Source organism: Mesorhizobium sp. M0491 (assembly GCF_040321265.1).
GTDB lineage: Bacteria > Pseudomonadota > Alphaproteobacteria > Rhizobiales > Rhizobiaceae > Mesorhizobium.
The window spans coordinates 126,919-150,607 of sequence record NZ_JAMYRE010000019.1; the positions used below are offsets into that span (position 1 = coordinate 126,919).

Genomic DNA, 23,689 nt, shown 5'->3' on the forward strand with positions numbered 1-23,689 from the left:
AGGATTCTGGCAACATGGTCTCTGCTCGGCGGCTTGCGGCGCCGGCGTCCGGTCAGGGCGCGGCCGAGCTGGGCGACCTGCCGGAATGGAACCTTGCCGATCTCTATGCCGGCATGGATGCGCCGGAGCTGAAGCGCGACATCGCCAAGGCCGCCACTGATGCGGTCAGCTTCGAGAACCGCTGGAAGGGCACGCTGGCCGCCGAGGCCGAGCGCGGCAGCGCCGGCAGGCTGGGCGAGGCGCTTGTCGCCTACGAGGCGCTGGAGGAACTGATCGGCCGCATCGTCTCCTATGCGGGACTGGTTTATGCCGGAAACACCGCTGATCCCCAGCGCGCCAAGCTCTATGGTGACGTCCAGGAGAAGATGACCGACGCCAGCGCGCACCTTCTGTTCTTCGCGCTCGAACTCAACCTGATCGACGATGCGTCGATCGAAGGCGCGCTCGCCGGCGACCCCGCCTTCGGTCACTACCGGCCATGGGTGCTCGATCTGCGCAAGGACAAGCCTTACCAGCTCGAGGACCGCGTCGAGCAGCTCTTCCACGAAAAGTCGATCACTGGGCGCGGCGCCTGGAACCGCCTGTTCGACGAGACGATGACCGACCTTCGCTTCGACATCGACGGCGAGGACCTGACGCTGGAGCCGGCGCTGAACCGCTTGCAGGATGCCGACGGCGAGGTGCGCCGCCGGGCGTCCGAGGCGCTGGCCACGACCTTCCGCAAAAATTTGCGCACCTTCACGCTGATCACCAACACGCTGGCCAAGGACAAGGAAATATCCGACCGCTGGCGCGGCTTCGAGGACATCGCCGATTCACGTCATCTCGCTAACCGCGTCGAGCGCAGCGTGGTGGACGCCCTTGCTTCCGCCGTTCGCGATGCCTATCCGCGCCTGTCGCACCGCTATTACGCAATGAAGGCGCGCTGGCTGGGCATGGAGGTGATGAACCACTGGGACCGCAACGCGCCGTTGCCGGATACGCCCCAGGCGATCATCGGCTGGGACGAGGCCAGGAACACGGTGCTGTCCGCCTATCAGCGCTTTTCGCCCGACATGGCCGAGATCGCACGAACCTTCTTCGACCGCAACTGGATCGACGCGCCGGTGCGGCCCGGCAAGTCGCCTGGCGCCTTCGCGCATCCGACCGTACCGTCGGCGCATCCCTATGTCCTGCTCAACTACATGGGCAAGCCGCGCGATGTGATGACGCTGGCGCACGAGCTTGGCCATGGGGTGCATCAGGTGCTGGCCGGCGGCCAGGGCGCACTGATGGCCTCGACGCCGCTGACGCTGGCCGAGACGGCATCGGTCTTCGGCGAGATGCTGACCTTCCGCTCGCTGCTCGACCAGACCACCGACCGGCGCGAGCGAAAGGCCATGCTCGCCCAGAAGGTCGAGGACATGATCAACACGGTCGTACGCCAGATCGCCTTCTATGAATTCGAGCGCAAGGTGCATGCCGAACGCAAGAACGGCGAACTGACCTCCGACAGGCTCGGTCAGTTCTGGCTCGAAGTGCAGGCCGAAAGTCTGGGTCCCGCTATCAAACTGCGCGAAGGCTACGAGGTGTTCTGGACCTACATCCCGCACTTCATCCATTCGCCCTTTTATGTCTATGCCTATGCTTTCGGGGACTGCCTGGTGAACTCGCTCTACGCCGTCTACCAGAACGCCGAGCGCGGCTTTCAGGACAAGTATTTCGAAATGCTGCGCGCGGGCGGCACCAAGCATCATTCCGAGCTTCTGGCACCCTTCGGGCTCGACGCAACCGATCCCGCCTTCTGGCAGATCGGACTTGGCGTCATCAGTGGCCTGATCGACGAGCTGGAAGCGCTCGACACCTGAGATGCGTCCCTCAGGCGTCGCTCTAACAGTTTAGCCGGAATGCATGTTGGGACAGCTCTACTATCGCCCTAAATATCTGTTCTTGAAGTACTCTCCACCGAAGTTTTCCGATAGCTTTCCACAAGCTCTATGATAGCCTTCGCTCCAAGCTCAGCCGGAGCGCATGCGGATCGGCGAGGAGAAATCTCAGCCGGCCGTGGCGCTCAGGCGAACGCGACAACGGCCGTTGGCCATGGGCAAGCAAAGCCGATCGCCGCAGCTCGAACCGAAGCCGGCTGTTCTGCTTACCGCGGAACCACCAAGAGTAGTCCTTCGCCGAAGGTCATGACCCACGGCAGACGGATCTGACTGGAGAGAGACAATGGGCACTTTTTTCTACGTGGTCCTGGCGTTCCTGATAGGCGTGTTGGTCGGTTGGTTCCTTTGGGGGCGCCTGCGCGGTGAACTCGACAGCTTGCGCGGCGACCTCGACCGTACACGCAGCGAACGCGACAGGCTGCGCACCGACAGCGACCGCCTGACCGGCGAACTCGATGCATGCGGCAAGACCCGCGCCGACCTCGAGCGCCGGCTGCGCGACGCGCCGGCCGCACCTGCCGCCGGAAGCAGCGCGGCAAAGCCGGCAAGCCAGGCGCCGGCGGCCCTGATGTCGACCCCCGCGCCGGCCAAATCCGCCGCCACAAAGCCCGCGCCGGCTAAACCGGCCGCCGCTGCGAAAGCGGTCTCTGCCAAGCCGGTCTCTGCCAAGGCGGTCTCTGCCAAGCCGGCGGCGAAACCCGCCGCCACCAAAGCCTCGGCTCCAGCCAAATCCGCGACGAGCAAGCCTGCAACAACAGCCAAGCCAGCAGCCGGCCCAGCATCCGGAAAGCCCGACAATCTGCGCCGGCTGATCGGTATCGGTCCGGTCAACGAGAAGCTGCTCAAGGCGCAAGGCGTCACCAACTTCGCCCAGATCGCGTCCTGGACCGCGGCCGATATCAAACGGATCGAGGACGTCATGAATTTCGACGGCCGTATCGCGCGCGAACGCTGGATCGAGCAGGCCAAGCTGCTCGCCTCCGGCAACGAGAAGGAATTCGCCAAGCAGTTTCCAACAGCCGGAACCACCGGCAACAGCTGATCGCTGGCGAATATTGAAGATTGCAAGCGGCGGCGCCATATCGGCGCCGCCGTTTGCTCTTGGTTCCTGAGTTGGCCCTAAGGTCGGCTTTAAGAGGCAGCGTGCCGTTCCCTCGATTGCGCGCGGGCGGCACCCCATATAGAGCGGTTGATGGCTTCATTGACCGCAGCATTCGGTGCCCATGTCCCTGCCCGCCGCAATTTTTCGCAATGACAAAAGCGCGCGCCAGCTCGTTTTCGACCGGCCGGCCGATATCATCGTGGCGCACGAAGCAGGGGATTTCGGGCCGGCTCTGGAAGCAGCACAAGCCGCGCATGATGCAGGCAAATGGCTTGCCGGCTATTTCTCGTATGAGGCGGGCTACCTGCTCGAACCCAAGCTCGTTCCCCTGCTGCCTAACGGACGCCGCTCCCCACTCGTGTGCCTTGGGGTTTTCGATGCCCCGGTCGAAGAGGCGGTGCCGCCGCGCGACACCACGGCGACCAACGGCCCGATCTTCGACGCCCGTGCGACGTGGTCGCCCGAGGATTATGAAAAACGCTTCTCGCGGCTGCACCAGCACATCCGGCAAGGTGATTGCTACCAGGGCAATTTGACCTTTCCCGTGCATGCGCAGTGGTCGGGCGAGCCGCTGGCCGCCTTCAATGCATTGACTGAACGTCAGCCGGTGAAATACGGCGCGCTGATCGCGCTCGGTGAACCCATCGTGCTGTCGCGCTCGCCTGAACTGTTCTTCGAGATCGACGCCGAGGGCATGATCGAGACGCATCCGATGAAGGGAACGGCGCCGCGCGGCGCCACCAAAGCCGAGGACGAACGGCAGAAGATCTTCCTGCGCAATGACGAGAAGAACCAGGCCGAAAACCGGATGATCGTCGATCTCCTGCGCAACGATATCTCGCTGATCAGCGAGGTGGGCACGCTGGACGTGCCGGCGCTGTTCCGCATCGAGACCTATCCGACCGTGCATCAGATGGTAAGCGACGTCAGGGCCAAACTGCTGCCGGGTCTCTCTATCCGCCAGATTTTCGCGGCGCTGTTTCCTTGCGGTTCGATTACCGGCGCGCCTAAGATCCGTGCCATGGAGATCCTGCGCGATCTGGAAGGCACGCCCCGCGATGCCTATTGCGGCGCCATAGGCTGGATCGCGCCCGGCGGCCCGATGCGCTTTTCCGTGGCGATCCGCACCATCTCGCTCTTTTCGGGCGGCGAGGCCGTCTACAATGTCGGAGGCGGCGTCGTCTTCGATTCCACGGCGCAGGAGGAGTATCAGGAGTGTCTGCTGAAAGCGCGCTTCGCGACGGGAACACCGCCGACTTTCAGTTGATCGAGACCATGCGCTGGGAACCCGGCTCGGGCTTCCTGCGCTTCGATCGTCATCTTGCGCGCCTCTATGGCTCGGCGGCGGAGCTCGGCTTCCACTGTGATCCAGGCACGGTCGGCGAGGCACTGAGCAGCGCGGCCGGCGGTTCCGGCGTTGCCATGCGCACGCGGCTTGTCCTGTCGCACGATGGTGAGGTGACGGCCTCGGCGCAACCTTATGAACCGCTCGCCGCCGACAAGGTCTGGATACTGCGGCTGGCGCGGACGAGGCTCGATTCGAACGACACGCTGCTGCGCCACAAGACCAGCCGACGACAGCTCTACACGCATGCCCGCGCCGAATATCTCGTCACCCAGGCCGACGAGGTGCTTATGGCCAACGAGCGCGGCGAGATCTGTGAAGGCACGATCACCAATGTCTTTGCCGATCTCGGCGACGGCGTGCTGGTCACACCCCGGCTCGACTGCGGCCTGCTGCCTGGTGTATTGCGCGCGCAGCTTCTGGATGAAGGCCGCGCCCGCGAAGCAATCTACAGCTTGGACGATCTGAAATCCGCCAAGTCCCTGTTCGTCGGCAATTCGCTGCGCGGACTAATCCCCGCAAGACTGACCTGAAACATGACGACTGTGCCCACTCACACACCCCCAGAGCATACGCCGCCCACCCACACGCCCTATGACGGCTCGTCGAAACTGTTCAGTATCGGGCTGAAGCCGCTCGACCCGGCGGACTGGATCGAGGTCGACGGCCATCTGCTGCCGTATCTCGCCGAAAAGCGCCGGCTCTATGCCGAAATCCCAGAGCGCGTTTTCGTCGAGGAAAACGGCACGCGGGACGCCCAGCAGGAAGTGCTCGACTTGCTCGCTGCGCATCTCCTGGAGAGGTTCCCCGAAACCCATCGGCTCGGCGGATCAGGCGTCGAGGTGGCGGGCGCGGCGAGCCGTCTGCCTGCTTCCCTTGCCGATGCGCCGCTGGCCAAGGCCTCACAGCTCGTCCAGGAAGACCTCATCCTGATGCGCAGCAGTGACAGCGGCTGGCGGCTGGTTGCCGGCTCGCTCTGCTTTCCCTCGTCCTGGTCGCTCCTGGAAAAATTCGGCAAGCCGCTGCAGGACATCCACGCGCCGGTGCCCGGTTTCGGCCCGGGCACGCGTCCGGCGGAACTCATCAACCGGATGTTCGATGGCCTCCAGGGGCAGGCCGTCGAGCGCTACAACTGGTCGATCCAGTCCGATAACGCGCTCTACCATCCGCTTTCCGACCTGCAGCGCATCGACCGCGCTACAAATCGGCCGTCGCGCTTCCCCGATGGCGACATCGATGCCCATGCCTTCATCCGCGTCGAGCGGCAAACCCTGCGCAAACTGCCTGTTTCACGCGATATCCTGTTCACCATCCGCATCCATCTCGACCCGCTCGCCGTACTGGCGAAGCACCCTGATAGGGCGAAGCTCGCGGCGTCTTTCGCCGCCCAGCTCAAGGCGCTCGATCTCGCGCATCTCGACTACAAGGGCCTGACATCAGACCGCGATCGGCTAGTCGACCGGCTCGGGGCGCTGGCGCTGTCCTAAATCGCGGCTAGGCCCAGCAGCAGGATCGCGGACATCGCGCTAAAGACGGTGACGTTGACATCCCACCGCCAACCCGCCGGTCCGAACGGCGGTCGGAATGGCAGATAGCCGTTCTCGTCGTAGAGCACGCCGCCATAAATCGGTCGTGAGAGCATTGCCACGAAGAACGCTCCGTACATAGCGACGCCCAATCCCCCTGCGAGATAGAGCCGCTCGGCTTCGAGTGGCCCCTCGATCCAGATAAGCCCCAGCGCAATCAGCGCAACTCCGGTGTAGCTCAGCACCTGCCAAACGACGTGAAACCGGGCGTGCGGGGTCCACAGCGGATTGGTGGCGTGGGTGGCGTTGAGGTCGGCTTTGATCGTCACCACACCGTAGCCCACGGTCGCGACGCTCAACAGAATTCGGGCAAGCAGATGACTGTCGTAAGCGAGTTCCATCGCACTTTCCTCCTCCATTAGGGAAATCGATGACAGGCACTTCAGCAGATCGGAGTCCGGCCGCACGCGGTCGGCCGGGCCAGGACGCGGCAGTGTCACGCCACCGCAACGGATTGAATGGCACCTTGGGCACAGAAGAGCTGCCCATCGGCCAGACGCGCATAATTATGGACGATCCCGTTTTCATGATCCTGCAACTGCACGATGAAGTTGCCGCTCTGCTCCGTCCAGCTCATGAGAACGAGGTTCGGGCGTACGCTGGTCATGTCGATCTTGACCATCTCGTCAATTTCGGTGGCACCGATCGACGCCTGCACATGCAATTCCTCCGGCGAGAAAAACGTCAGCCGGGGTACGAACGGGCCGAAAACGCAGTCGAAAGACTTACCGACAAGCGAGGCTGGAAAAACATTGGTTTCTGCCATGACTCTCTCCTTGGGCATGGCCGCCGCTGTGACCAACCTTTTGACAATCTCCGTTGTTTCAGACGCGAAATATAGCAGATATGTTTATTTGGAGCGCTCCAAGTGATACGATCCCCCTTTTTCACTTTCGAGTCAACGAAATTCTTGGAGCGCTCCAAAAAATGGTCTAACTGAAGGGAAATGGGTGAATCACAATGCCAACGCTAGCCGATGTGGGCAAGGCTGCCGGTGTCTCCCGGGGCACTGTTTCCAACGTCTTCAACCGGCCGGAACTGGTCAGGCCTGAATTGCGCCAACGTGTTGAAGCGGCCGCGAGAGCGCTCGGATTTGGCGGCCCCGACCCGAAAGGACGATTGCTGCGGGATGGCAAGTTCAATGCCATCGGGTTCATGCCACCTGGCGCCTACGCCATCGCCGAGGTGATGAGAAGCCCCTATGGCCGCGAGTTGGTGCTGGGCGTTTCGCTCGCCTGCGACGAGGCCGGAACGACGCTCAGCCTTGTAAACGGCACCGACAATACCCGCTTCGCCAGCATCCGCGAGGCCCTCGTTGACGGCTTCATCCTTGGTCACAGCGGGGACATCGGTCTCATAACATCGGCACAACGACGGCGCCTGCCCTTCGTCATTCTCGAAAATGACGCAGGTCCCGACATCAATTCGATAAAGATCGACGGCAGAAGTGGCGCGGTCGCCGCCGTCCGGCATCTGACCGGGTTAGGGCACCGGCATTTTGCCATCCTTTCCATACGGAGGACTCCAGGCCCTCCGATCGTGCACATGCCCGGACAGGCAGAGCGCCCGCTTCTAGCCGGCTTCTCACTCGACGACGAAAGGCTCGACGGTTTCAAACAGGGTTTGGCGGAGGCGAACTTGTCGATCGACGATGTTCCGATCATCGAGACGACGCCGGGCGATCCATCTGCTGGGGCGGTGGTATTCGACAATGTGCCCGAAGCAACCGCAATCCTGACCATGTCGGATTGGCAAGCGATCACAATACTCGACGAGGCGGTTCGTCGTGGCATAGAGGTGCCGCGCCATGTGTCGGTTATCGGCTTCGATGGCACTGCCGAATCCGCACGCACCACGCCTCCGTTGACGACTGTCGCGCAAGACGTGATCGGAAAAGGCAGGCTCGCCGCCCGCATGGTTCTTGACAATCAACCGCCCCGCCAAGTCGTTCTGCCCGTGGAACTGGTGGTTCGGGCGTCCACAGCCGCGCCGAGGGCAAAAATCCGTTAAACCGGTGCACTTGGCGAATGGGCAAGCTCAGGCTCGGATAGAGCCACTCATCCACGGTTTCGGCCTTAACCACGTAGCCAACGCAGCGTAGCCGCTGGTTGGCGCTTTTCGCTGGTTTGTGACAATGATCTATGATGTAGCGCATGGCCGCCGGGCAGAAATTCCCGGTTTGCGCGTGTTTTCCCAGTTTCCTGGGTTTTGAAGGAGTGCTCGATAAAATGGCGAATGAAAACTGGCCCGTTTACGGTGAGATCAGCGGCCCCGTCGTGATGATCGGCTTCGGCTCGATCGGCCGGGGAACGCTGCCGCTGATCGAACGCCATTTCAAGTTCGACAAGTCGCGCATGACGGTCATCGACCCGCGCGACACCGACCGCAAGCTGCTCGACGAGCGCGGCATCGCCTTCGTCCAGGAAGCGGTGACCGAGAAGAACTACAAGAAGCTCTTGACCCCGCTTCTGACCAATGGCGGCGGCCAGGGCTTTTGCATCAACCTGTCGGTCGATACCGGCTCGGTGGATCTGATGCGGCTCTGCCGCAAGCTTGGTGTGCTCTACATCGACACCGTCGTCGAGCCGTGGCTCGGCTTCTATGTCGACGCCAAGGCGGACAACGCCAGCCGCACCAATTACGCGCTGCGAGAGTCGCTGCTCAAGGAAAAGCACGACAAGCCCGGCGGCGCTACGGCGGTCTCCACCTGCGGCGCCAATCCAGGCATGGTCTCGTGGTTCGTCAAGCAGGCGTTGGTCAATCTCGCCACCGATCTTGGCCTGGAATTCTCGGAGCCCGCGCAGGACGACCGCGAGGGCTGGGCCAAGCTGATGAAGAAGGCCGGCGTCAAGGGCATCCACATCGCCGAACGCGACACCCAGCGCACCAAGAAGCCGAAGCCGATGAATGTGTTCTGGAACACCTGGTCGGTCGAAGGCTTCATCTCCGAGGGCCTGCAGCCTGCCGAACTCGGCTGGGGCACGCATGAGACGTGGATGCCGAAGAACGCCAAGAAGCACAAGCAAGGCTCGAAGGCCGCCATCTATCTGGAGCAGCCGGGCGCCAACACGCGCGTGCGCTCATGGTGCCCGACGCCCGGCGCGCAATACGGCCTGCTGGTGACGCATAATGAGGCGATCTCGATCGCCGATTTCTTCACCGTGCGTTCCAAGAAGGGCAAGGTGCATTACCGCCCGACCTGCCACTATGCCTACCATCCCTGCAACGACGCGATGCTGTCGCTTGACGAAATGTTCGGCGCCGCCGGCAAGCCTCAGCCGGTGCATCATGTGCTCGACGAGAACGAGTTGATCGACGGCGTCGACGAACTCGGCGTGCTGCTCTACGGCCACGACAAGAATGCCTACTGGTACGGCTCGCAGCTGTCGCTCGCCGAGGCGCGCAAGCTGGCGCCCTATCAGAACGCCACCGGCATGCAGGTCACCTCGGCGGTGCTCTCGGGCATGGTCTGGGCGCTGGAAAACCCCGAGGCCGGCATCGTCGAAGCCGACGAGATGGACTACAGGCGGTGCCTGGAAGTGCAGTCCCAGTATCTCGGACCGGTCAAGGGCTACTACACCGACTGGACGCCGCTCGATAACCGTCCCGGCCTGTTCCCGGAAGACCTCGACCGCAACGACCCGTGGCAGTTCCGCAACATCCTTGTGCGATAGCAGCACCGCCTACCTGCCTCACTGCCTTGCAATCGCCCGGAAATCGGGCGATTGAAGGGATGCGGACCACAGCGATACGTGTTCATCTGGACGCACGTCGCTCTGGAAACTTGGATGCACGCCTCGTGCCTGTCGAAAATCGATTCCGATTTTCGGGCCGATGCGAGAGGAGAGGATTTTCACATGATCATTGCGCGCAAAATTCTTTCGATGAGCGTGGCGGGTGCCATTGCGACGATGCTCGCCGCCTGTGCGACCAGCGGTCCCGATGAGCCGCCCATGGCGGCGGCGCCGAAAGGCGTCGAGGGCTCCTGGATCGACGCCAAAGGCACCGGCCTGTCGACCTTCGCCGGCGGTACCTTCACGACGGTCGCCACCGACACCGGCCAGAAGCTTGCCGACGGCAGCTATACGATGACAGGCGCCACATCGGTGCAGATCAGCGGCACCTCGCTGATCCGCCAGACCGCGGTCAGCTTCAACTGCCTGATGGTGTCGACAAGCCAGCTCAACTGCACCAGCTCCAGCGGTCAGAATTTCGTGCTGACAAGGCGCGTCTGAACCCACGACCATTCGTTTTCCAAGGACGGCGGCCAGTTGGCCGCCGTCCTTTTTTATGCCGGCAAAGGGTCCCGGATTCCGCTTGCGTCATCCCGAACGCGATGGGAACATGGCCGAAGCGCCGGCTGTTATGTTCCAGTCAAGCAAGAGCGCTAATGGCCTCCGATCAGCTTTCCGGGAGACGAAGATGAAGAAGCTTGCCGCCATTGCAGCCCTGTCAGCCTCAGCACTCGGTCTGTCGGCCGGCGCGTCCTTTGCCGACTACACGCTGAACATCCTGCATATCAACGACTGGCACAGCCGCATCGAAGGCAACAACAAATATGAATCGACCTGCTCGGCGGACGAGGAGACCAAGGGCGAGTGCATCGGTGGCGCGGGCCGGCTGATCACCGCGATCGCCCAGGAGCGCAAGAAGCTGGAAGGCCAGAACGTGCTGCTGCTCAGCGCCGGCGACAATTTCCAGGGATCGCTGTTCTACACGACCTACAAGGGCAAGGTCGAAGGCGAATTCCTCAACGACATGAAGTTCGATGCCATGGCGCTCGGCAACCATGAATTCGACGACGGCGAAGTGGCCCTGGCGCCGTTCCTCGACATGATCAAGTTCCCGGTGCTCGGCGCCAATGTGAAGGCCAACGCGCAATCCAAGCTCGGCGACCGCATCAAGCCGTCTGTTGTCGTCGAGGTCGGCGGCCAGAAGATCGGCATCATCGGCGCGATCACCAACGACACGCCGGACCTCGCTTCCCCCGGACCCAACGTCACTATAGAGGACGACGTCAGGTCGATCACCGCCGAGGTCGAGAAGCTCAAGGGCGAAGGCGTCAACAAGATCATCGCCGTGACCCATATCGGCTACAGGCGCGAACGCGACGTCATTGCCAAGATCCCGGGCATCGATGTCGTCGTCGGCGGCCACAGCCATTCCCTGCTGTCGAACACCGATCCGAAGGCCGAAGGCCCCTACCCGACGATGGTCGACAATCCGGACGGCTACAAGGTGCCGGTGGTGCAGGCGGCGTCCTACTCGAAATATCTCGGCGAGTTCAAGGTGGTGTTCGACGACAATGGCGTCGTCAAATCGGCCAGCGGCGACCCGATCTATCTCGACAAGTCGATCACCCACGACCCGGCCGTGCTCGCCCGCATCAAGGAACTTGGCGCGCCGATCGAGGCGCTGAAGAACAAGGAAGTGGCGGAAACCACCGACGTCATCGACGGCAGTCGTGAGAGCTGCCGCACCCGAGAATGCGCGATGGGCAACCTCGTTTCCGACGCCGTCCTCGACCGCGTCAAGGGACAGGGCGTCGAAATCGTCATCTCCAATGGCGGCGGCCTGCGCGCCTCGATCGACAAGGGCACCGTCACCATGGGCGAGGTGCTGGCCGTGCTGCCGTTCCAGAACACGCTGGCGACCTTCCAGATTTCGGGCAAGGATCTGGTGGCCGGCCTCGAGGGCGGCCTCAGCCAGCTCGAGGACGGCGCCGGGCGCTTCCCCCAGGTCGCCGGCCTGAAATATTCCTTCGACAAATCCGTCGCGCCCAATGCCGGCCGCGTCAAGTCGGTGGAAGTCATGGAAGGCGGCGCCTGGACGCCGATCAAGCCGGACAAGGACTATCTGGTCGCAACCAACAACTATGTCCGCCAGGGCGGCGACGGCTACAAGATCTTCGCCGACAAGGCCAAGAATGCCTACGATTACGGCCCCGGCCTCGAACAGGTGGTTGCCGACTATCTCGGTGCCCACCGACCCTACACGCCGAAGCTCGACGGCCGCATCACCGAAATGGCCGCGACCGTCGCTGCGGCGCCTGCGGCCCCGGCAACCGATCCGGCTGAAGCCGCCAAGCCTGCTGAAGCGGCACCTGCAATGCCTGAATTGCCGGCCAACTCGGGCGACATCGCCAACACGCCCCCGGCCATATCGACGGAAGGAGCACCAGCCCCGCCAGCGCCACCAGCCGAGGCGGCAAAACCGGCTGAAGCAGCCCCCGCCCCGGCGGCACCGGCTCCCGCCGCCGAGCCGGCAAAGCCTGCTGAGGCCGCGCCGACCGAAGCCAGCCATGTCATCGTTGCCGGCGACACCTACTGGGATCTGGCAAAGAAAGCTTATGGCGACGGCGCCAGGTGGAAGGTCATTTCGGGCGCCAACAAGGGCTATGAGCCGCGCCGGCTTCCGGTCGGCGCAACGCTGACCATCCCGCCGAAATAGCCTCGCTTAGATGCCTGAATGACACCGCCCGCCCGAAAACCGGACGGGCGTCCTGTTTTCGGGCTAATGCATGTCGCCCAAAAGTGAACTCGATTTTGGGAGAACGACATGTATAAAAACAAAGACTTAAAGCGGGTCGTCTGAATCCATTCAGACAATCCGCTTTAAGGTGCGGCCAGACGCTGCATTGAATGCGCGCGCAAGATGGTTAGGTTCGCGTCTTCCGGAGAACCCTTATGACGCTTTCCACCCCTGCCGAACCCAAGGCCGCAAAGGCGCTCGGCCCGTTGCCCGCTGGGCATCCGCCGATCAAGGCGGGCAAGATCGGCGTCATGCTGGTCAATCTGGGCACGCCCGACGGCACCGATTTCAAGCCGATGTGGCGGTATCTCCGTGAATTCCTGTCCGACCCGCGCGTCATCGAACTCAACAGGGCAATCTGGTATCCGATCCTCTATGGCCTTGTGCTCACCAGGCGGCCCAAGAAGTCGGGCGCCAACTACGCACGGATCTGGAACCGGGAAAAGAACGAGTCGCCGCTGCGCACCTATACCCGCGCCCAGGCCGAAAAGCTGGCTGAAGCGCTGAGCGACCTGCCTGATGTCGTCGTCGACTGGGCGATGCGCTACGGCAACCCTTCAACCGCCAGCATTGCCCAGCGTCTGGTCGACCAGGGCCGCGACCGCATTCTTTCCTTCCCGCTCTATCCGCAATATTCAGCGACGACCACGGCAACAGCCAACGACCAGCTGTTTCGCGCGCTGATGAAAATGCGCCGCGCACCGGCCGTCCGCAGCGTGCCGCCCTACTATGACGAACCGGTCTACATCGAAGCGCTGGCGCGCTCGATTGAACGGCATCTGGCGACGCTGGACTTCGAGCCGGAGGTGGTCATCACCTCCTATCACGGCATTCCAAAACCCTATTTCGAGAAGGGCGACCCCTATCATTGCCATTGCCAGAAGACGACGCGGCTGCTGCGCGAACGGCTTGGCTGGGATGACAAGAAACTGATCATCACCTTCCAGTCGCGCTTCGGGGCGCAGGAATGGCTGCAGCCCTATACCGACAAGACGGTCGAGAAACTCGCGCAGGACGGCGTCAAGTCGATCGCCATCGTCAATCCCGGCTTTTCCGTCGACTGCATCGAGACGCTGGACGAGATCGGCCGCGAGGCGGCCGAAACCTTCCACCATGCCGGCGGCAAGAATTTCGCCCATATCCCTTGCCTCAACGATAGCGCGGAAGGGATGGCGGTGATCGAGGCGATGGTGCGGCGCGAACTGTCCGGCTGGGTCTGAACCGGAACAACGCCTGCTCCGAGGCGTTAAGGCGCGCCCTCCGGAGAATTCGATGTCCCGCAAACTCGACCTCAGTAGTGGCCGGCCCGTCTGGTCCGCCTATCGGGCGCCTGCGGTGCCGACGGACAGTCTGACCCGAGATGTCAAGACGGATGTGCTGATCGTCGGCATGGGCATCAGCGGCGCCATGATGGCCGAGGCGCTGACGGCCGATGGCCATCGGGTGATCTGCATCGACCGGCGCGGCCCGCTGAAGGGCTCGACGGCCGCAACCACCGCACTGGTGGCATTCGAAATAGACCAGCCTCTCTCCACGCTCGCGAAGATGGTTGGCAGAGCCTCGGCCCAGCAGGCCTGGCGACGCTCGCGGCTCGCCGTTTCCAATCTCGCCGGACGGATTGCCGAACTCGGCATCAACTGTGGCCTGAGCCGCATGCCATCACTCTATCTGGCCGGCACGATGCTTGGTCCGTCGGAACTGCGCGACGAGGCCGAGGCACGTCGGCTAGCCGGCATCGGCGCCATCTGCTTAACCCGACAACAGCTAGCCGAGAAATTCGGCATCGACCGCGAAGGCGCCATTCTCGGCCACGGCAACATCGCGCTCGACCCGCGCAAGCTGACGGCTGGGCTGCTGCTGAAATCCCTGGAGCGCAAGGCACGCTTCTATGCCCCCGTCGAAGCCACAATGATCGAGGACAGCGCCGAAGCTGTTGTCGTCGCGACCAGGGATGGCCCAACCATAACCGCACGACATGTTGTTCTGGCCACCGGCTACGAACTTGTCGACATCGTGCCGGCCGCGGCCCACCGGATCATCTCGACATGGGCGATTGCGACACGCCCGCAACCGCGAAAGCTCTGGCCGGACGCAGCATTCATCTGGGAAGCGTCGGAGCCGTATCTGTATATGCGCACGACGGTCGACGGCCGGGTCATATGCGGCGGCGAGGACGAGGATTTTATCGACGAAGCGCGGCGCGACGAGCTGATCGCCGACAAGAGCACACGCATCGCCGAGAAGCTCGGCCTGATATTTCCGCATCTCGACACCAGACCCGATTTTGCCTGGACCGGCTCGTTCGGCACCACGACCACCGGCCTGCCTTATATCGGCGCCATTCCCCGCCACCCGCGCATCCATGCGGTGCTGGGCTACGGCGGCAACGGCATCACCTTCTCGCAGATCGCTTCCGAAATTGTCCCGGCTTCGATCAACGGGCTGGATGACACGGATGCAAGGCTGTTCGCCTTCAACCGCTGAGTGCAAACCTATAAACAATCCATCATCACCTGATTGTAACGCATCTGAAACACACTTAAGTCTTTGGTGAAGTCGGCTGCGCGAGAATGGCTTGAGCGGCCTTCGTCTGAGGGAGAGCCAAATGGATTTCAGTGGTTTCGATATTGCGGTTGGTGCACTTGCCCTTCTGGTATTGGTGCTGCTGATCAAAGGCATCAGGACAATCCCGCAAGGCTACAACTATACGGTGGAGCGCTTTGGCCGTTACACCAAGACACTGAGCCCGGGTCTCAATTTCATTTACCCGTTCATCGACCGCATCGGCGCCAAGATGAACATGATGGAGCAGGTGCTCGACGTCCCGAGCCAGGAAATCATCACCCGGGACAACGCCATCGTCGGTGTCGACGGCATTGCCTTTTTCCAGATCCTCAACGCGGCGCAGGCCGCCTACCAGGTTTCCGGCCTGCAGAACGCCATCCTCAATTTGACGATGACCAACATCCGTACCGTCATGGGTTCGATGGACCTCGATGAACTCCTGTCGAACCGCGACGCCATCAACGAGCGCCTGCTGCGCGTCGTCGATGAAGCAGCCCACCCGTGGGGCATCAAGATCACCCGCGTCGAAATCAAGGACATCAACCCGCCGGCCAACCTTATCGAATCGATGGGCCGGCAGATGACCGCGGAACGCAACAAGCGTGCCCAGATCCTTGCCGCCGAAGGCCTCAAGCAGTCGCAGATCCTCGAGGCCGAGGGCCGCAAGGAAGCCGCCTTCCGCGATGCCGAGGCGCGCGAGCGCTCGGCCGAGGCGGAAGCCCGCGCCACCCAGGTGGTGTCGGAAGCGATCTCCAAAGGAGATGTGCAGGCGCTGAACTATTTCGTAGCGCTGAAATACACTGAAGCGCTTGGCAGGATCGGCACGGCCACCAACAGCAAGATCGTGCTGATGCCCTTCGAGGCATCGTCGCTGATCGGCTCGCTCGGCGGCATCGGCGAGATCGCCAAGGAAGTCTTCCGCAGCGAAGGCACGACCGGCTCGCAAAGGCAGGCCGCGCGCCCGCCGGTCGTTCGCCCAACCGACAACTGAGGTCGAAACCAATGATCGACCGCATCGTTTCCGAACTCGGCCCGTGGAACTGGATGGTACTCGGTTTCGTCCTGCTGGTGATGGAAATCATCGCACCGGGTATCTTCATGCTGTGGATCGGCATCGCCGCGCTGATCATCGGCGCCGTGTCGCTGCTGATCTGGGACGCCGGCTTCTGGACCTGGCAGGTTCAGGTCCTCGCCTTCCTGGCGCTGTCGCTGGTCTCGGCCTATGTCGGCAAAAAGCTGGTCGGCAGCCGCAACGACCCGACCGACCAGCCGCTGCTCAACCGGCGCGGCGCGCAAATGGTCGGCAGGATGGCGACACTTGCCGAGCCGATCCGGGACGGACGCGGCCGCATCAAGCTGGGCGATACGCTGTGGCGTGTCTCCGGCCCGGATTTGCCGGCCGGCACGCAAGTGCGCGTGACGGGCGCAGCCGATACGGATCTGGAACTGACCGTCGAGGCGGTCTGAACGAGCGGCGTTAAGAGTGTGTCGAGATCCGGGTCAGGCCGGCATCACCTGAATATCGACGCGCCTTAGGCCGCGCCGATACGCAGCAGGTCATGCAGGTGGATGAGGCCGACTGGTTTCCGGCCCTCCACCACCATCAGGCTGGTGATGGCTGAATTGTTGATCGTTTGCAGCGCCGTTGCCACCAGCGTGTCCGGCGTCGCGGTCTTCGGGCCTTTTGTCATCACCTGATCCACCGTCATCGCCAGCAGATTGCTGCCGATGTGACGGCGGATGTCGCCATCGGTGATGATGCCGACCAGCGCACCGTCGGCGTCGGTGATCGCGACGCAGCCAAACCCCTTGCGCGACAGTTCCAGGATCGCGTCCTGCATGCCGGTGCCCGCAACCACCACCGGCAGCCTGTCGCCGACATGCATGATCTCGCGAATCTGTGTCAGGTTGGCGCCGAGCTGTCCGCCCGGATGAAAGGTGCGGAAATGGTCCGGCGTGAAGCCGCGTGCCTCGAGCAGCGCGATCGCCAGCGCGTCGCCCATCACCAGTTGCAGCAGCGTCGATGTCGTCGGCGCCAGGCCGTGCGGACAGGCCTCTGGAGCGCGCGGCAAAAGCAGCACCACGTCCGCCGCCCGCGCCAGCGCCGATGTCTCTCCGGCGGTGATGGCGATCAGCGGAATGGAAAAGCGCCTGGAATAGGCGACGATGCCCATCAGTTCCTTGCTTTCGCCCGACCACGACATGGCGATGATGGCGTCGTCCCTGGCGATCATGCCGAGATCGCCGTGATTGGCTTCGGCGGGATGGACAAAGAAAGCCGGCGTGCCGGTCGAGGCCAGCGTCGCCGCGATCTTCGAACCGATATGGCCGCTTTTGCCGACGCCGGTGACGATGAGCCGGCCTTCAATCCCCGAGATCATCTCGACGGCCTGGGCGAAAGGCCCGGCCAGCCCATTCTCCAGCGCCTCGGCAAGGGCTGCGACACCAGCCTGTTCTGTCGCCACCGTCCTCAGCGCCGAAGCGATCGAGGCTTGCCTGTCCGAAGGTTTCTTATCCATGGATCCCGCATGCATGGCTGATGCGATTAGCGCTTTGCCGGCGCGCTGTCCAACAGAAATGGCCCAAGGCATGTTGCCCGAACGTGTGCGGTGGTTTTTGACGACGGTAGAGGCGAAAACCAAAAGCTTGACGCACGCGGTATGAATGCCTTTGGAAATCAGCGCTTCAGGCGGCTGACGGGCCGCCGCCTCAACCCTCCGTTAACCATCCCCATTTACGGTTCGGTAAGTATGGCGCGCGTGCGCCGCGCAAGCAGTGGTGGCGATGTCCGGGGCCCAGCCAGAAAATTCGACAGGACGTGGGGGCAAGGCGGTCTGCGCCTTGCTGCTGGCAACCAGCATGTTTGCCTTGCTGCGCCCGACGGCGCTCCATGCCCAGGAAACCGAACTGCGCGGCGAGGTTTCGGAATCGGCGATCCTGTCCGACCAGCAGCGCAAGGCGAGACAGCTGGCCCTGGCAGCGCAGGGTCAACAGCCGGCCAATGCCGCGCAGGACAATGCGCCGGCCCGCACCTACCTGCCGGCCAGCGCCGGTGCCGTGCCTGACGACGCCGACACTGGCGACGCCACCGCGACCGGCAGCCTCTTCGACCCGCCCGCAGCCACTGACGACATGTCCGCCGACACTGCGGCGCCGCCCAAGCCTCGCCGCCGCTCATCGACCGCCGGGCAGAATGCTGCTGACCAGGCCAAGGACAAGGCTGCCGACAAGTCGAAAAAGAAGAAGAAATCGACGGCCGACACCTCCGACATCACCGCTTCCACGACGGCCTCCACGACGGACGCCGCCGATGGTGCAGAGACCAATGCGGACACGGCCAACCGCCGCGCCCTCACCATCGACAGTGCCGACAGGCAGAAGCTCGACCCAGGCGCAGAGCGCACGGACGCCATCGAAGGCCAGAAGAAGAAGCCGGAGGATGATCCGTTTGCTGCCACCGGCGTCAAATGGGGCTCGTTCGTCATCCGGCCGACGATCGAACAGGGCCTGACCGCCACCTCGAACGGTGATTCGAGCAGTGCCGGCACGTCGGCGCTGCTGTCCGAGACGGCGCTGCGCTTTTCCGCCGCCTCCGACTGGCGCGAGAACTCAGCCACGATCGACGGCTATGGCCTTTTTCGCGAGACTGTCTCGGGTTACCCGGTTCACGACGAGCAAGGGCGCATCGAAGGCCAGCTCAATGTCGACCTTGACAATGAGTTGCGCGCCATCGCTAAGCTCGGCTACGAGGCCGTGCCGGAATCGGCATCATCGCCGGACGCCATCGCGGGCGTCAGCAAGCAGCCGCTGCGGCAGACCATCGATGGCAGCCTCGCCGTCGAAAAGCATCTCGGCAAGATGCAGTACACGTTGACCGGCGCGGTCTCGCACGACTTCTACGGCGACGCCAAGCTCTCGGACGGCACCTCGCTGTCGCAGAAGGATCAGGACTCCACGCTCTACACGGCGACGTTGCGCACCGGCTACGAGATCTCCCCTGCCCTGACCCCTTTCACCGAAATCGAGGTCGGCCGCCGGACTTATGATCAACGCATCGACAATGAAGGCTTCGAGCGCTCGTCGACGCGGCTCGGCGCCCGCGCTGGCCTTGCACTCGACATGGGTGAGAAGCTGTCGGGCGAATTCTCGGCCGGCTGGCTCAGGGAAGCGATCGACGACAAAAACCTTGACGCGATCTCTGGTGCCACCGTCAACGCCGACCTCAAATGGTCACCCGAGCGCGGCACAACGATCGGCCTGACCGGGCGGACTACCGTCGAGCCCACGACCACATCGGGCGAAAGCGGCGACATCCTCTATTCCGGTCGCCTGACCGGCGAGCGCCAGATTCGCGCCAACCTCACCGCCAATGCGGCTCTGGGCCTCGACTGGCGTGATTACATCGGCATCGACGGCCATGACAGGGTGTTGAGCGCCGAGGCCGGACTGACCTGGTGGCTGAACCGCTACGCCGGCCTGACCACAAGAGTGAGGACCGAGAAGCTGACCAGCAATCTGCCGGGCCGGGACTACACCGCCAACAGCATCTTCCTTGGCGTCAAGGTGCAGCGCTGAACGGCCGCACCAACGACATCCGGCCGCTCGCTAGAATACCTTAAAACGCAGCGCCGCGGCGCTCAGACGGCTTCAGCTCGTCGAGAAGCGTGCGGATGACGCCAGCCATGTTCTCATTCATGTCGCTGCGCCACAGCGCGAAGGCGACGTTGGCCTCGACGAAGCCTTCCGGCGATCCGCAGTCGAACGTGCGGCCTCGATAGTGGTAGCCGTAGAAAGGCTGCTGCTTTTCCAGCTTCAGCATGGCGTCGGTGAGCTGGATCTCGTTGCCGGCGCCTTTTTCCTGGCCTTCGAGGATCTTGAATATCTCCGGCTGCAGGATGTAGCGGCCGTTGATGTAAAGGTTGGACGGCGCGGTGCCGGCCTTCGGCTTTTCCACCATCTCGGTGATGCGGAAACCGTGATGCGTGTCCTCGCCGCGGCCGACGATGCCGTATTTGTGGGCTTCGGCGGGAGCGCATTCCTGCACCGCGATGATGTTGTTGCCGGTCTCCTCGTAGAGCTCGACCATTGCCTTCGTGCAGCTCTTCTCCGACTGCATGATCATGTCGGGCAGCAAAAGCGCGAAGGGCTCGTCGCCGACGAGCTCGCGGGCGCACCAGACGGCGTGACCAAGTCCCATCGGTACCTGCTGGCGTGTGAAACTGGTCTGCCCCGGCGCCGGCTGCAGCCGTTGCAGGCGGGCGAGCTGGTCGTCTTTGCCGCGCTGGGCCAGCGTGTCATAGAGTTCGAACTGGATGTCGAAATGGTCCTCGATGACGGCCTTGTTGCGGCCGGTGACGAAGATGAAATGCTCGATGCCGGCCTCGCGCGCCTCATCCACCACATACTGGATCACCGGCCGGTCGACGACGGTCAGCATTTCCTTGGGGACCGCCTTGGTGGCCGGGAGAAACCGTGTGCCGAGACCGGCGACCGGGAAGACTGCCTTGCGAACTCTCTTCATGCTTTCAATTATCCGTTTGAGGGCCAGCTCCGCAATCCCCGTTCCAAGACATTTTCACGCCGGAATTGGGGACTACTGGGCAACTGAGAGGAATGTCCACCGGTAAAGCTTCGAAGCGTCTTTTCGTTCCCGGTGGCGCCTATGGTAAACTAATTCCTAACCTGGTTCGGCGATGAATGGTCTTTCCTGAGACAGAGAAGGAGGAAAAGATGTCCGTTCGCGATGCCGCAAAACGTTTTACCAGCGTCATAGCGGCAGCCAGCCTATCGCTCGCTCTGCTGATGCCTGGCCCCGCTTTCGCCGATGCCGGTTTCCGGCAGTGGGTCGCCGGCTTCCGCGCCACCGCCGTGCAGAGCGGCGTTTCCGGCGCCCTCTACGACCAGGCCTTCAGGAACATCAGGGATATCGATCCGGTGGTGCTGGAAAAGGCGCGTACGCAGCCTGAATTCACGGCTCCTGCCTGGGACTATTTCGACAACCGCGTCCATGACCAGTCGGTCGCCGTCGGCCAGCAGATGGCCAGGAAATGGAAGCCGTGGCTGGATCGGATCGAGGCCAGGTTCGGCGTCAACCGTTACATCCTCCTGGCCATCTGGTCGATGGAATCGAACTATGGCGAGATCCTCAAGCGCGACGACATCATGCGCAATGTCGTGCGCTCGCTGGCAACCTTGGCCTATGCCGATCCGAAGCGGGCGAAATTCGCCCGCACCCAGCTGGTCGCCGCACTGAAGATCCTGCAGACCGGCGACATCGACGAAAGCCATCTGAGCGGATCCTGGGCCGGCGCCATGGGCCACACCCAGTTCATTCCGACCAGCTATCTGCACTATGCCGTCGACATGGACGGCAATGGCAAGCGCGACATCTGGAATTCGATCCCCGATGCGCTGGCGACATCAGCCAATTTGTTGAAGAAGAATGGCTGGCAGGCCGGCAAGACCTGGGGCTATGAGGTCGCCTTGCCGGCCGGCAAACTTCCCGCCGGGTCCAAGACGCTGTCGCAATGGCAGGCGCTGGGCGTCGTCAGGGCCAACGGCAAGCCGTTCAAGAACGGCTCAGACAAGGCGACGTTGAAGGTGCCGGACGGCCGCAACGGGCCGGCCTTTCTGATGATCAAGAATTTCACGGTCATCAAAGCCTACAACAATGCCGACAAATATGCGCTTGCCGTCGGCCTTCTTGCCGACGAAATCGCCGGCTCCAGCGGTCTCGTGCAGGACTGGAAGCGGCCTTTCACCAAGCTCACTTTCGACGAAAGGCAGGAGCTGCAGCAGCGGCTTTCCCAACATGGCCTTTATGACGGCAAGTTCGACGGCAAGATAGGCGACGGCTCGAAATCAGCCATCTTGGCTTTCCAGGCCAAGGCCGGCTTGACCCAGGACGGTTACCCGAGCATGGAAGTGCTGAAGTGGCTCCGGCAGAAATAGAGCCGCCTGCGGTGCCGCGCGGCCTTTCGGCCGCGCAAAGGACGCTGTAGCAATCTGGTTGGCGCAAAGTCCGTTTGAAAAGTACGACTTTTCAAAAAAAGGGCTGCGCCAAGGGATGGAGGAAACGATTGGCTTCGGCTGCGCGCATCGCAGGGCTTGTTCGTCGCATGCCGGTGCTCATCCTGGCCGTGATCGTGCTCACCGTCGGTGTGGCTGGCGCCTTTCATGCGCCCGCCATGGCGCAGGAGCAGCAAAACCGCGGCTGGTCGCTGCGCGACCTTCTGTTCCCGCGCCGCAGCGAGCGCATCGAGCCGCCGCAGGACATCCAGAAAGCAAGGCCCAGGCCCAAGGCGAAAAAACCCCGCGCCCCTCGCCCGCCCGCGGAACCGGAAATCCCGGTGGTCGACAAGGCACCGGACGCCCGCACCGTCATGGTAGTCGGCGACTTCATGGCGGCCGGCCTCGCCGAAGGCCTCGACACCGCCTTTGCCGAGAATACCGGCGTCAGGATCGTCGTTCGCAGCAATGGCTCGTCCGGCTTCGTACGCGACGACTTCTACAACTGGCCCGAACAGATCAAATCGCTGATCGAGACCGAAAAACCTGCCGCCGTGATCGTCATGCTGGGTTCCAACGACCGCCAGCAGATGAAGGTGGGAGACGTGCGCGAACAGCCCCGCTCTGAAACCTGGACCAAGGAATATGAGCGCCGGACCGAGGCGTTCGGCAAAGCTATCGCGGAGGCAAAGGTACCTTTCCTATGGGTCGGCATGCCGGCGTTCCGGGTGCCGAAGATGACCTCCGACATGCTGGCCTTCAACGACATCTACCATCAGGCCGCTGAAAGCCATGGCGGTGAATTCGTCGACGTCTGGGACGGCTTCGTCGATGAGAACGGTGCTTTCGTCACCAGCGGCCCCGACATCAACGGCCAGCCGGTGCGGCTGCGCGCCGATGACGGCATCAACGTCTCGAGGGCGGGCAAGCGCAAACTCGCCTTCTATACCGAAAAACCGCTGCTGAAGATCCTCGGCCTGACCGCGCCGGGAAGCGTGGTTACGCCGTCCGCTCCGGCGGGCGCCCCTGTCGAGGCGCCGGCGCCGGCCGCGGCACCCATCGTCATCGACCGCACCGCGCCGATGCTGCTCAGCGATCCGGCACTCGATGGCGGCTCCGAGCTGCTTGGCGCGGCCCCGCCGGCGAAGGCAAGTCCGGACCTGCCCGGTGAAAAGCTTGTGGTCGAGGGCAAGGCACCGATTGCATCGCCCGGCCGCGCCGACGATTTCTCCTGGCCGCCGAAGGCTGCAGCCGCAACCGACACCACGACCGCGATCAATCGTTAGAGCGTTTCATATTTTGACGGAAGCGTAGCCTGCGTTTTCGAAGTAGTTCTTGCATTCGGCTGCCTCGATTGTTTCGACGAGGTGGCCGATGTGGCGCCACGTATCCTCGACGGTTCGTTTCTGAGCCTGGCGCATCCAGTGTTTGATCTTGGCGAAGGCCTGCTCGATCGGATTGAGGTCTGGAGAGTAGGGCGGCAGATACCAAAGCCTGGCGCCGGCAGCCTTGATCATCTGCCTGATGGCTGCCGACTTATGACTTCCCAGGTTATCCATGACCACGATGTCGCCGGGCTTCAGCACGGTGATGAGCTGCTGCTCGACATAAGCACGGAAGCATTGGC

Annotated in this window: 21 protein-coding genes; 16 read left to right on the forward strand and 5 right to left on the reverse strand. The window is 62.8% G+C overall.

Annotated features, from left to right (window positions below; all coding sequences use genetic code 11):
* Positions 1-14 precede the first annotated feature (14 nt).
* From NKI69_RS23845 to NKI69_RS23865, 5 genes are all read left to right on the forward strand, one after another.
* Positions 15-1,847, forward strand: a complete 1,833-nt coding sequence (locus NKI69_RS23845) for a M3 family oligoendopeptidase (protein WP_128303252.1) — start codon at positions 15-17, stop codon at positions 1,845-1,847.
* A 361-nt stretch (positions 1,848-2,208) separates the two neighbouring features.
* The gene (locus NKI69_RS23850; RefSeq protein ID WP_352441869.1) at positions 2,209-2,967 is read left to right on the forward strand and encodes a helix-hairpin-helix domain-containing protein; all 759 of its coding nucleotides are present in this window, start codon (positions 2,209-2,211) and stop codon (positions 2,965-2,967) included.
* A gap of 181 nt (positions 2,968-3,148) precedes the next feature.
* Positions 3,149-4,294, forward strand: coding sequence for an aminodeoxychorismate synthase component I (locus NKI69_RS23855; RefSeq protein ID WP_352722617.1), 1,146 nt, complete (start codon positions 3,149-3,151; stop codon positions 4,292-4,294).
* Entirely contained in the window at positions 4,243-4,905 is a 663-nt protein-coding gene (locus NKI69_RS23860) for an aminotransferase class IV family protein (protein WP_352722618.1), read from the forward strand. The genes NKI69_RS23855 and NKI69_RS23860 overlap by 52 nt, the downstream gene beginning before the upstream one ends.
* Positions 4,906-4,908: 3 nt before the next feature.
* A complete protein-coding gene (locus tag NKI69_RS23865; protein WP_352722619.1) occupies positions 4,909-5,859 on the forward strand; it encodes a heme-dependent oxidative N-demethylase family protein in 951 nt (316 codons plus the stop codon).
* Here the strand turns inward: NKI69_RS23865 and NKI69_RS23870 are convergent.
* A complete protein-coding gene (locus tag NKI69_RS23870; RefSeq protein WP_031212814.1) occupies positions 5,856-6,299 on the reverse strand; it encodes a hypothetical protein in 444 nt (147 codons plus the stop codon). The genes NKI69_RS23865 and NKI69_RS23870 overlap by 4 nt on opposite strands.
* Before the next feature lie 95 nt (positions 6,300-6,394).
* On the reverse strand, positions 6,395-6,724 hold the full coding sequence (locus NKI69_RS23875) for a MoaF-related domain-containing protein (RefSeq protein ID WP_023810059.1): 330 nt from the start codon (positions 6,722-6,724) through the stop codon (positions 6,395-6,397).
* Between the two features lie 212 nt (positions 6,725-6,936).
* Between NKI69_RS23875 and NKI69_RS23880 the strand changes: the two genes are divergently transcribed.
* From NKI69_RS23880 to NKI69_RS23915, 8 genes are all read left to right on the forward strand, one after another.
* A complete protein-coding gene (locus NKI69_RS23880; protein ID WP_164892874.1) occupies positions 6,937-7,968 on the forward strand; it encodes a LacI family DNA-binding transcriptional regulator in 1,032 nt (343 codons plus the stop codon).
* A gap of 218 nt (positions 7,969-8,186) precedes the next feature.
* Complete coding sequence (locus NKI69_RS23885) at positions 8,187-9,632, forward strand: homospermidine synthase (RefSeq protein ID WP_352722620.1); 1,446 nt, start codon at positions 8,187-8,189, stop codon at positions 9,630-9,632.
* A 183-nt stretch (positions 9,633-9,815) separates the two neighbouring features.
* Entirely contained in the window at positions 9,816-10,193 is a 378-nt protein-coding gene (gene omp10 / locus NKI69_RS23890; RefSeq protein WP_352722621.1) for an outer membrane lipoprotein Omp10, read from the forward strand.
* A gap of 187 nt (positions 10,194-10,380) precedes the next feature.
* Positions 10,381-12,408, forward strand: a complete 2,028-nt coding sequence (locus NKI69_RS23895) for a 5'-nucleotidase C-terminal domain-containing protein (protein WP_352722622.1) — start codon at positions 10,381-10,383, stop codon at positions 12,406-12,408.
* A gap of 236 nt (positions 12,409-12,644) precedes the next feature.
* A complete protein-coding gene (gene hemH / locus NKI69_RS23900; RefSeq protein WP_352722623.1) occupies positions 12,645-13,709 on the forward strand; it encodes a ferrochelatase in 1,065 nt (354 codons plus the stop codon).
* A 52-nt stretch (positions 13,710-13,761) separates the two neighbouring features.
* Entirely contained in the window at positions 13,762-14,973 is a 1,212-nt protein-coding gene (locus NKI69_RS23905; protein ID WP_128303118.1) for an NAD(P)/FAD-dependent oxidoreductase, read from the forward strand.
* A 121-nt stretch (positions 14,974-15,094) separates the two neighbouring features.
* Entirely contained in the window at positions 15,095-16,045 is a 951-nt protein-coding gene (locus NKI69_RS23910) for an SPFH domain-containing protein (protein WP_127259978.1), read from the forward strand.
* 11 nt (positions 16,046-16,056) lie between these two features.
* Positions 16,057-16,521: an NfeD family protein gene (locus tag NKI69_RS23915; protein ID WP_023810067.1), complete on the forward strand. Its 465-nt coding sequence runs from the start codon at positions 16,057-16,059 to the stop codon at positions 16,519-16,521.
* Between the two features lie 65 nt (positions 16,522-16,586).
* On the opposite strand, the gene NKI69_RS23920 is transcribed toward NKI69_RS23915, so the two are convergent.
* The gene (locus NKI69_RS23920) at positions 16,587-17,588 is read right to left on the reverse strand and encodes a KpsF/GutQ family sugar-phosphate isomerase (protein WP_023810068.1); all 1,002 of its coding nucleotides are present in this window, start codon (positions 17,586-17,588) and stop codon (positions 16,587-16,589) included.
* 250 nt (positions 17,589-17,838) lie between these two features.
* On the opposite strand from NKI69_RS23920, the gene NKI69_RS23925 reads away from it, so the two are divergent.
* Positions 17,839-19,629 carry an outer membrane beta-barrel protein gene (locus NKI69_RS23925; RefSeq protein ID WP_352722624.1) on the forward strand — a complete coding sequence of 597 codons (1,791 nt, stop codon included), beginning with the start codon at positions 17,839-17,841 and terminating at the stop codon, positions 19,627-19,629.
* Positions 19,630-19,669: 40 nt separating this feature from the next.
* Here NKI69_RS23925 and galU read toward each other — a convergent pair whose 3' ends face one another.
* Complete coding sequence (galU, locus tag NKI69_RS23930) at positions 19,670-20,575, reverse strand: UTP--glucose-1-phosphate uridylyltransferase GalU (protein WP_023810070.1); 906 nt, start codon at positions 20,573-20,575, stop codon at positions 19,670-19,672.
* Positions 20,576-20,784: 209 nt separating this feature from the next.
* On the opposite strand from galU, the gene NKI69_RS23935 reads away from it, so the two are divergent.
* Positions 20,785-22,005 (forward strand): lytic murein transglycosylase, encoded by a 1,221-nt coding sequence (locus NKI69_RS23935; RefSeq protein WP_352722625.1) that lies wholly within the window; start codon positions 20,785-20,787, stop codon positions 22,003-22,005.
* 128 nt (positions 22,006-22,133) lie between these two features.
* Positions 22,134-23,348 (forward strand): SGNH/GDSL hydrolase family protein, encoded by a 1,215-nt coding sequence (locus NKI69_RS23940; RefSeq protein WP_352722626.1) that lies wholly within the window; start codon positions 22,134-22,136, stop codon positions 23,346-23,348.
* 6 nt (positions 23,349-23,354) lie between these two features.
* Here the strand turns inward: NKI69_RS23940 and NKI69_RS23945 are convergent.
* Positions 23,355-23,689: transposase (locus NKI69_RS23945; RefSeq protein ID WP_352722627.1), on the reverse strand; the 335-nt coding region annotated here is incomplete at its 5' end.